Raw genomic sequence first — 9,001 nt, forward strand, 5'->3', positions numbered from 1 at the left:
TTGCGTATTTTAGACTTTCAAAAATTCCACATTGAAACCAACCAATAAAAAATCTTGGCGGTATAGACTTCACGAAATTATTTATGAAGCAGATACGCCCATGGGCAAGCTTTTTGACATCGTGCTGCTTATACTTATTCTATTGAGTATTGTTTTAGTGATGCTGGAAAGCGTTAGTGAAATTGACGCAAAATATCACGAAATACTATATATTGGCGAGTGGATCATTACCATATTTTTCTCCCTTGAATACATTGCGCGGATAATTACTGTTAAAAAACCGCGGGTTTATATTTTTAGTTTTTACGGAATTATTGACTTTTTATCTACCATTCCCCTTTATTTATCATTTCTTTTCGCGGGAAGCAGTTTTTTACTATCCGTTCGTGCGCTGCGATTATTACGGGTATTTCGAATCTTGAAAATCACCCGTTATATTGGTGAAGCCGCAAAACTCCGAAAAGCACTGATCAATAGTAAAGCAAAAATTCTGGTCTTTCTTTTTGCAGTTCTCGTTATTGCTGTAATCGCCGGCACTTTGATGTATATAATTGAAGGACCGGAGCACGGTTTTAAAAGCATTCCCATAAGTGTTTATTGGTGTATTGTAACCCTTACTACCGTTGGTTTTGGAGATATTGCTCCCTCTACTCCGCTCGGGCAATTATTGGCAACGGTTATTATGATTTTGGGTTATGGCATTATCGCTGTTCCCACGGGAATTGTTAGTGCCGAATACACTAAAAGTATGGATAAAAATGATGTGTTAGGGAAAGATTATGTACACGTAAACACCCAAGCATGTCTTAATTGCGGAGCCCAACGCCACAGGGATGATGCTAAATATTGCCACAAATGTGGTGAAAAATTAAATTACGAAAGTAATCTGGAAACTTAATGTTGCAGCAAAAACCATTGTTAATTTGTGTGGTAGGCCCCACTGCCATTGGAAAAACCTCACTCGCCATAAAACTTGCAAAAGCATTTTCTACGGAAATAATTTCAGCAGATTCACGACAGTTTTTTAAAGAAATGAACATAGGCACTGCAGTTCCTTTAAAAGAAGAGCTGGAAGCCGTTCCGCATCATTTCATTCAAAATAAAAGCATTTTTGAGGATTACTCCGTTGGTGATTTTGAAAGGGATTCACTTGCTTTATTAAAAATTCTTTTTGAAAAAAACACAGTGGTTGTAATGGTTGGAGGTTCGGGACTATATGTTGATGCCGTGGTTAAAGGCTTGGATAACTTCCCTGAAATACCTTCGGGAATTAGGGAGCAATTGAATGCTGAACTGGATGTAAAAGGTATTGAAATACTTCAAGATGAATTAAAAGAAGTTGATCCATTTTATTTTGAAAAAGTTGATATTCACAATCCACATAGAATAATCCGTGCTTTGGAAATCTATCGCGCTACTGGAAAACCATATTCTTCTTTTCTTAAGAAAGCAACTACTGAGCGGGATTTCAACACACTTTTTATTGGTTTAACCGCAGCACGGGAAACAGTTTATAACCGAATCAATCTTAGGGTAGATAAAATGGTTGAAGAAGGGCTACTGGATGAAGCAAAATTACTTTTTCCTCATAAAGAAAAAAATGCTTTGCAAACCGTGGGCTATCGCGAATTGTTTCAATATTTTGATGGAAATCTTTCAAAAGAAGAAGCCATTTCAGAAATAAAAAAGAACACACGCCGATTTGCAAAGAGACAAAACACTTGGTTCAAAAAAAATGAAGAGATCCACTGGTTTGATTATCAAGCAAATCCACCCACGATTATAAATTTTATAAAAGAAAAAAACGCCCTTTAAAGGCGTTCTTTTACACTTATCTTAAGCTGTACAATTTAATTTTCCACTTCGTTTTTCACTACCAAACGGAAACCTTCGCCGTGAATGTTGATAATTTCAACCCCATCATCTTTACTGAGATATTTACGAAGTTTTGCTATGTAAACGTCCATACTTCTTGAAGTGAAGTAGTTGTCATCTCTCCAAATTTTGGTCAATGCAAGCTCCCGCGGCATCAAATCATTTTTATGAAGTGCCAAAAGACGCAACAATTCATTCTCTTTTGGGGAAAGTTTTATTGGAGTTTCTTTATTGTATGTCAAAAATCTTAGCTTGGAATTCAAATGGAAATTCCCAACTTGAAATTCAAACTGTTTACTGTCAGCAATAGAATCTGTAGCTTTTCGTTGGATGATGGCTTTTATTTTCATCAAAAGTACTTCACTATCAAAGGGTTTGTTCAGATAATCATCCGCGCCAACTTTATATCCTTTCAAAACGTCTTCTTTCATAGCTTTAGCGGTAAGAAATATAATCGGCACATCTTCGTTTTTCTCGCGAATTTCCTTCGCCAATGTAAAGCCATCCTTATACGGCATCATTACATCAAGAATACAAAGATCGAAATCGTCCTTTTTAAATTTTTCAAAACCTTCCATCCCATTTTTTGCATGGGTAACGTTATATTCGTTCATGGCAAGGTAATCTTTTAATACTGTCCCAAAGTTGGGATCGTCTTCAACAAGAAGGATTTTTTTGTTTTCTGTTTCCATAATTTTAAGATATTAAGTGTAGTTTTATAATAAAGGTGCTGCCTTTTCCTTTTTCGCTTTCTACGTAGATTTCTGCATCGTGATCGTCCAAAATGCGCTTTACGTAAGCAAGTCCAAGTCCGTGCCCTTTTACGTTGTGTATGTCGCCAGTGTGTTCTCTATAAAATTTTTCAAATATTTTTTTCTGAACAGGTTTGGACATTCCCATACCTTGATCCCTTATTTTTAGGATAATGCTATTTTTTACATTTTCTGAATAGATATCAATCTTTGGTTCATTTTCAGAATACTTTATGGCATTGTCCAGTATATTCACAATTACATTGCTTAAGTGTGATTCATTGGCCAAAACGGTTGATTTTAACGCGCCGTAGTGGGTATGGATATAACCTCCCCTATCTTCCACGATAAGGCTTACGTGCGAGATAGCATCTTCCACAATGTCTTTCAAATTAAAGCGATCCTTCGGAAGATCAAGTTCATTTTTTTCAAGTTTTGAAATACGCAAAACATTTTCCACCTGAGCATGCATGCGTTTATTCTCCTCTCTAATCATTCCCAAATAACGATCCAGAAACTCCCTGTTATCTTTCACTTTTGGATTCTTTAATGAATCAAGCGCAAGATTTATTGTTGCTATAGGAGTTTTAAACTCGTGGGTCATATTATTTATAAAATCACTTTTAATCTGTGAGATTTGTCTTTGTTTATATATTTGTGAGATAGCGCTAGAATATGCTAAAATTATAACCGCCGTAAACACCAATGAGAGGATTGCCATCCCCAATATACTGTTTAGCAAAAGTTTTCCCTTTCCGGGAAAATTTACATAGAGCTCATAATTGGTATTATTATCACTATTAAAAAGTGGGACCAAATAAGTGCTTTCCTCATCATATTTAAAATTCTTGGATCGTACTTTGGTTTCAAGGTTATTGCTGTAAATAGCAAATTCAAACTTTGAATTTAAGCCTCTTTCCTTTAGCTCTTTATCAATTAAATCTGCTACCTGGTTAGCTTCAACCCTTTTGTATATGGGGGTTAACGCAGTTACATTCCCAACAAAATCCTCAAACTGTTTGCGTTCGTAATCTTTCATTCTAGAAAAAGATAACATACGTGTTTCAGTTTTGGTCTGCCCGTCTACTCCTTCTGAAATTTTGGTTTTTGTTTTTCTGTTTGTAAGCTTCGTAAATTGAATACTGTCCATATCTGTATCCAAAAGCCCAGAGGATAATTTGTAATCCTGTTCTAAAATTCCATCAGTAAAAATATATGTTTCCTTCGTTGCCTTGTTTTGAATTCTATAAGCCAATTCTGTGAAAACTGCATTGTCAGGAACTTGTATACTATCAACATAAGCGCTATAAACCTGATAATAAGCTTCATTTTCCTGCAACTGAATTTCTTCAGCTACAGACAAAAGAACTTGTTTTACATTTATAGTAAACTGCTCTGTTTTTGTTTGATATGCGTTTGAAATCCAATATCCCTGAACAAATACTATCCCCAATAAAGAGAGGCTCATGAGCGCTATAAGCAACACGAAAAGCTTTTTGTTCATATACCAAAAGTAAGATTTTAACATTTAGCTACTTGTCCATTTAACCAAATGTTAACAAAAGAAAAGAATTGTTATAAGCAGCCTTTATTTTAGAGAGCTGTGGATGGATTCCACTTTTTGCTGGGTAGTTTTTAAATCAATATTTTCAATGATTATATCTGCAAGCTTTTCTTTTTTGGAGTCGCTCCATTGATTGTTCATGCGCTGTTCAATTTCTTCTTCGGAAGCATTGTCACGATTCTTTAAGCGCTTAATTCGTAATGATTTTGGAGCTTTTACAAGAATAACAAGATCACAATCCATATAACTGCCGTTTTCAAAAAGTATAGCGGCTTCTTTTATAACATAGGGTGAAGTTTGCCGAAAAGCCCATTTTTTAAAGTGAGCAGCAACTTTTGGATGTATAATGGCATTAACTGAATTTAGAAGTTCTTTGTCATTAAAAATTTTATCAGCAACATATTTTCGGTTCAAAACGCCATCGTCATATGTTTTTTCACCTAAAAGAGAGATAAGTTTGCGACGAATAACCAATGAGGAATTGGTTAATTTTTTTGCTTCCACATCGGCGATATAGACAGGCACTCCCAATTCGGAAAAAAACTTTGCTACTGTTGTTTTTCCGCTACCTATTCCGCCTGTTAGCCCAACTATTTTCATTCAATACAACTTTAATCTGAAAAAATATGAATTTACTTAAATTTGAAGAAATCAATCTTTTTCGGCTCAAACACTACATTAATAATGTCATTAGGTTTTTTTTCGAGAAAGGGAAGCATAAAATTTTCATCAATATTTCTTTTGGAATAATCACAAACAATTCTAAAATTATCCTTTGAAATTTTTGCAAACTCATTTACTGAAACATCAAAAGAAACCGTGACTGTTTGTGGCACCAATTTAATCTCCAAATCTGGGGGTAAATTAATTACTTCTACCGGAAGCGTAAATTGTCCTTGTGAAAATTCAGCTACAACTAATTTCACATCAACTTTACTGGGTTTAATTGAAACAATTGCATTGTTAGGTTTTGAAATTTTAATTGTCTCTGAAATGTTTTTTTCCACATCTTTCAGTGAAATTAAATCTGTGGAAATAGTATTAATATTCTTCAAGCTCCCGGAAGGGCCCGATATAGTTATAGAATCTGGAGAGACTTTTATACTGTCCACTGCCTTAAAACCGTTTTTAAAAGAAATGTCCGTCATAGCAATTACTTTTACTTTCTTTAAAACAATTGGATCTAAACGAACATTCAACTGTTCAACAGAAAGATTTTTGACCGCTAAATTTCTATTGAAGTTGGAGGCTACCATTCGTATTAAATCACTTTTTGAAATTGTAAATCCGCCTTTTTCTTTTGTGTAATATTTGCCAACCTGCACATCAATGGTTGGTTTTTTAAACTTATAGAATAATATCTCAAATCCGTTTGCTGTTAAGTCAAACGTAATGTTATCTATATTTTTTTCAGCTAATGCAGCAGTTTCGGGAATGTTGGTGTAATTAATTTTTGCTTGCATTGTTGCGGTAAATTCCCTACTAAATTTAGTTAGTACCCAAAAAATAGTAGCTAGAAGCAAAAAGAACAAAAAACGCTTGACTTTTAAGTTTTTATTGTTTTTAAAAAATCCCTTCGGCATAATTGTATTTTTGAAAGTGATTAAAATTACTCAAAAAATAAGGAGGGAAACTGTTTCTTAGGATCTTTCTTTAGAAGATTTATTAAAAAACTTGATTTCAAAAAAGCTATTCCATATCCAAAAAACTGAACAAAAACAGCAGCTATGGATAGAAAACCTATGGTTATGTTTTTATTTTTTACTGTAGAATCAACAAATATCAACATTAAATATAAAAGAAGAGGTGTGATAATAAAAGGTGATATAAAAATGGAAAACACCACGGAAAACACTACAAAAAAAACAAAAACTGTTGGAAACCAAAATGTGATTTTTGCAGATTCTGGATGCCATTGGTTCAAAATAGGCCGGACGAGCCCAAATTTTTTAACCTGCACCGCAAACTTTTTCCAAGAAATACGCCTTTTATGGTAAACAAATGCCTTGGGCAAAAATGTAGTTTTATAGCCAGCTTTTAAAATTCGTTGTGAAAGATCTGGGTCTTCCCCCGGGTGGATTTTTGCAAAGCCACCAGTCATTTCAAATGCTTCCTTTGAAATCCCCATGTTAAAACTTCTGGGCTCAAAACGGTTTACACTTACTTCGCTGCCTCTTATTCCACCTGTTGTGTAAAAAGAGGTCATAACATAGTTGATTGCTTTTTGCAAAGAAGTGAAACTGCTATGCGCCGCATCTGCCCCTCCAAAACAATGATAGAAATGGTGATTCAGAAAAGAATCTACGGTAGTTAAATAATGAGAAGGCAATAAACAATCGGAATCAAGAATTATAAAATAATCACCCTTTGCTTTTTTCATACCAAAGTTTCGAGAATCACCAGGACCAGAATTTTGTTTAAAATAATATGAAATAGAAAGCTTTTCGGAAAATGCTCCAACTATATTTTCAGACGTTTCGGTAGAGCCATCTTCCACCAAAACTATTTCAAAATCCTCATGAAAATCTAAACCCACAAAACTATCCAAGAGTTCCTTTACTTCCTGAGGCCGGTTGAATACTGGAATTATAAAGGAATAATTTCGCTTCATTGCGCAAAGTTAATCAAATAAAAAAAGCCATCCACTTTCGCGGATGGCTTTTCATATCAATTACGAAAATTTAGTTTTTCAACACCTTATAAGTTCCAGTCTGACCAGCAACAGTAACCTTCATAATGTAGGTACCAGCTGTCAAGCCTGAAAGGCTGATATCTGAAGTAGTAGCACCAATTTTGGTATCCAATACTCTTTGACCCAATAGGTTAAAGATAGCTACTGAATCAATGCTGTTAACTGACTTCAATGAAAGAACATCAGAAGTTGGGTTTGGATAGTAAGCGAATCCTTCTAAAGCATTTTCAGAAACACCAGAAGTTCCACCTTGAACTGAAGTCCAAGCTACTTGGTCAGCACCACCGTTGAAAAGACCGATTACGGTAGAAGTACCTGTAGCTACGTCAACTTGTCTCCACTGTGATTGGAAAGAACCGTTGTCAAAAGCAGAAAGATATACAAAACCGTCTCCAGGATTGTAAGTTCCACCTTGTCCAAAGTTGGCGTCAAATCCTAATGAACCGATAGGAGTAGTTGCTCCAGAAGTCAAGTCTACTGAATAGAAAGTATCGTCAACAATATCATGGCTATAAGCATTTCCAGCACCATCTATCATCAAAGATATAGCACCAGCCATACTTGTCATACCTACTGTTGTAGCTGTAGCTGCTCCAGTATCAATTGTAGACAAAGTAGAGGTAGTGATATTGGTAGATATAGCGTACATAGTTCCGCTTGTTGGATCAAATTCAGCACCGGCCCAAGTTTCGCCGTTTGGAGCAGCAATATTTCCAAGGCTTGTATAAACACCTGAAGCAAGATCCACACTGTAGAAAGCACCACCATTGTCTAGTACATAAGCAGTACCGTTGTTATTAGGGTCAATAGCTCCTGCATTTTCAAAACCAACTGCTGGAGAAATTCCTAAGTTAGTCAACACTGTTGGGTCAGCAGGATCAAAACTTACCAAAGAAGTAGTTGTGTTGTCGATACCGAATACTACAGCTGGACCAGTTGATCCTCCTGCATCTTCACCAACAACATTCATCACATGCCATCTATCAGCAAAGCCTAAAGAAGCATATGTTCCAAAAGTAGTCAATGAACAATCGGCAGCAAGAATCCAAGAATCATCGTTAGAAGCAACATCAGTCGCGCCTAATCTAAAACCAGTAACACCATCATTAAATACTTGCAATTCAATAACCAAAACACCACCTGCTGGAACAACAACACCAGCTGGCATAGGTACAGCAACCACGCTTAAAGCATCGGCAGAACCAATAGTTGTGCTTGCAGAACCTAACAACGTTAAAGTTCCGTTTGGATCGGATGTTGTAGTATATGCATTAACAGTAACAGGATAAGCGTCACCAGGAGCGAATAAAACTTCATCAACACCAAATTCAACACTCTGAATTTCCCAATCGTTATTAATTCCAAAATCTGCACTTAAGTTAAAAACACCTGCAAATTGATTATCTGTGGTAATACCACCAGATTGACAGGTAAGACCCAACTCATCAACAATTGTTTGCGAGTTGTTTTGAGTAATAGTAACAGGTGCACGTTGTCCCAATAATGCTTGAGTAGCAGTACCAGCTGGCCCATTGGCTACACGAACACCAGGTCCATCAACACTCACAAATGAATGAGCTGCAGCATTATCTAACAATACACCGTTATAAGTATTTGCAGGTCTGCTGTGAGCAAAGTGATTTCTTAAAGTTGCTTGCTCTTCTAATGTAAAGTAATCTGATACATTGCCGATGTTATTTCCTAACTGTGACAATCTGTTCAATAGTCCATCTACATCAGATGACTGTTGAAGATCTTGTGCTATAACTGCCCCAGAAAGGCCAATTAAGCATCCAAATAGTAATGTAATTTTTCTCATTTGATTATAAGTTTTAGTTAAACTGCCATAAAACTATTATAAAAAATCGGAACAACAAAAGTTTTGTTACTAATTTTTTTCCTGCTTGATTACTTTTTTATAAAAAAACCACCCGCTTTTGGCGGGTGGTTTAATACTATAGATTAAGGCTGTCTAAAAGACTAGTCCTTGAGCACCTTGTAAGTGCCTATCTGGCCGTTGACGCTCACCTTCATCAGGTAGGTGCCCGGGCTAAGTGCCGAAACGTCCAGCTGTGAGCTGGTGGCATCAACACGGCTCTCCATCACCCGTTGCCCCAA

The 9,001-nt window shown here is 36.0% G+C and carries 9 protein-coding genes; 2 read left to right on the top strand and 7 right to left on the bottom strand.

The features are described from left to right. Positions 1–31: 31 nt before the first annotated feature. Together A7A78_RS02625 and miaA are read left to right on the top strand one after the other, a co-directional pair. A complete protein-coding gene (locus A7A78_RS02625; protein WP_068760862.1) occupies positions 32–898 on the top strand; it encodes an ion transporter in 867 nt (288 codons plus the stop codon). Next, positions 898–1,815: a tRNA (adenosine(37)-N6)-dimethylallyltransferase MiaA gene (gene miaA, locus A7A78_RS02630; protein WP_068760863.1), complete on the top strand. Its 918-nt coding sequence runs from the start codon at positions 898–900 to the stop codon at positions 1,813–1,815. The genes A7A78_RS02625 and miaA overlap by 1 nt, the downstream gene beginning before the upstream one ends. A gap of 35 nt (positions 1,816–1,850) precedes the next feature. Here the strand turns inward: miaA and A7A78_RS02635 are convergent, their stop codons facing one another. The 7 genes from A7A78_RS02635 to A7A78_RS15360 form a co-directional block, all read right to left on the bottom strand. Continuing rightward, positions 1,851–2,567 carry a response regulator transcription factor gene (locus tag A7A78_RS02635; protein ID WP_068760864.1) on the bottom strand — a complete coding sequence of 239 codons (717 nt, stop codon included), beginning with the start codon at positions 2,565–2,567 and terminating at the stop codon, positions 1,851–1,853. Between the two features lie 4 nt (positions 2,568–2,571). Continuing rightward, entirely contained in the window at positions 2,572–4,131 is a 1,560-nt protein-coding gene (locus A7A78_RS02640; protein ID WP_068760865.1) for a sensor histidine kinase, read from the bottom strand. Between the two features lie 84 nt (positions 4,132–4,215). Beyond that, positions 4,216–4,791 carry a dephospho-CoA kinase gene (gene coaE / locus A7A78_RS02645; protein ID WP_068760866.1) on the bottom strand — a complete coding sequence of 192 codons (576 nt, stop codon included), beginning with the start codon at positions 4,789–4,791 and terminating at the stop codon, positions 4,216–4,218. 32 nt (positions 4,792–4,823) lie between these two features. Further along, positions 4,824–5,654: a CdaR family protein gene (locus A7A78_RS02650; protein WP_165593538.1), complete on the bottom strand. Its 831-nt coding sequence runs from the start codon at positions 5,652–5,654 to the stop codon at positions 4,824–4,826. 146 nt (positions 5,655–5,800) lie between these two features. Then, the gene (locus A7A78_RS02655; RefSeq protein WP_068760868.1) at positions 5,801–6,802 is read right to left on the bottom strand and encodes a glycosyltransferase family 2 protein; all 1,002 of its coding nucleotides are present in this window, start codon (positions 6,800–6,802) and stop codon (positions 5,801–5,803) included. 70 nt (positions 6,803–6,872) lie between these two features. After that, positions 6,873–8,384 (bottom strand): T9SS type A sorting domain-containing protein, encoded by a 1,512-nt coding sequence (locus A7A78_RS02660; protein WP_242649242.1) that lies wholly within the window; start codon positions 8,382–8,384, stop codon positions 6,873–6,875. Positions 8,385–8,863: 479 nt separating this feature from the next. After that, positions 8,864–8,989, bottom strand: coding sequence for a T9SS type A sorting domain-containing protein (locus A7A78_RS15360; RefSeq protein WP_423190696.1), 126 nt, complete (start codon positions 8,987–8,989; stop codon positions 8,864–8,866). Between the last annotated feature and the right edge of the window lie 12 nt (positions 8,990–9,001).

The sequence above is a fragment of the Aequorivita soesokkakensis genome, assembly GCF_001641085.1.
GTDB lineage: Bacteria > Bacteroidota > Bacteroidia > Flavobacteriales > Flavobacteriaceae > Aequorivita > Aequorivita soesokkakensis.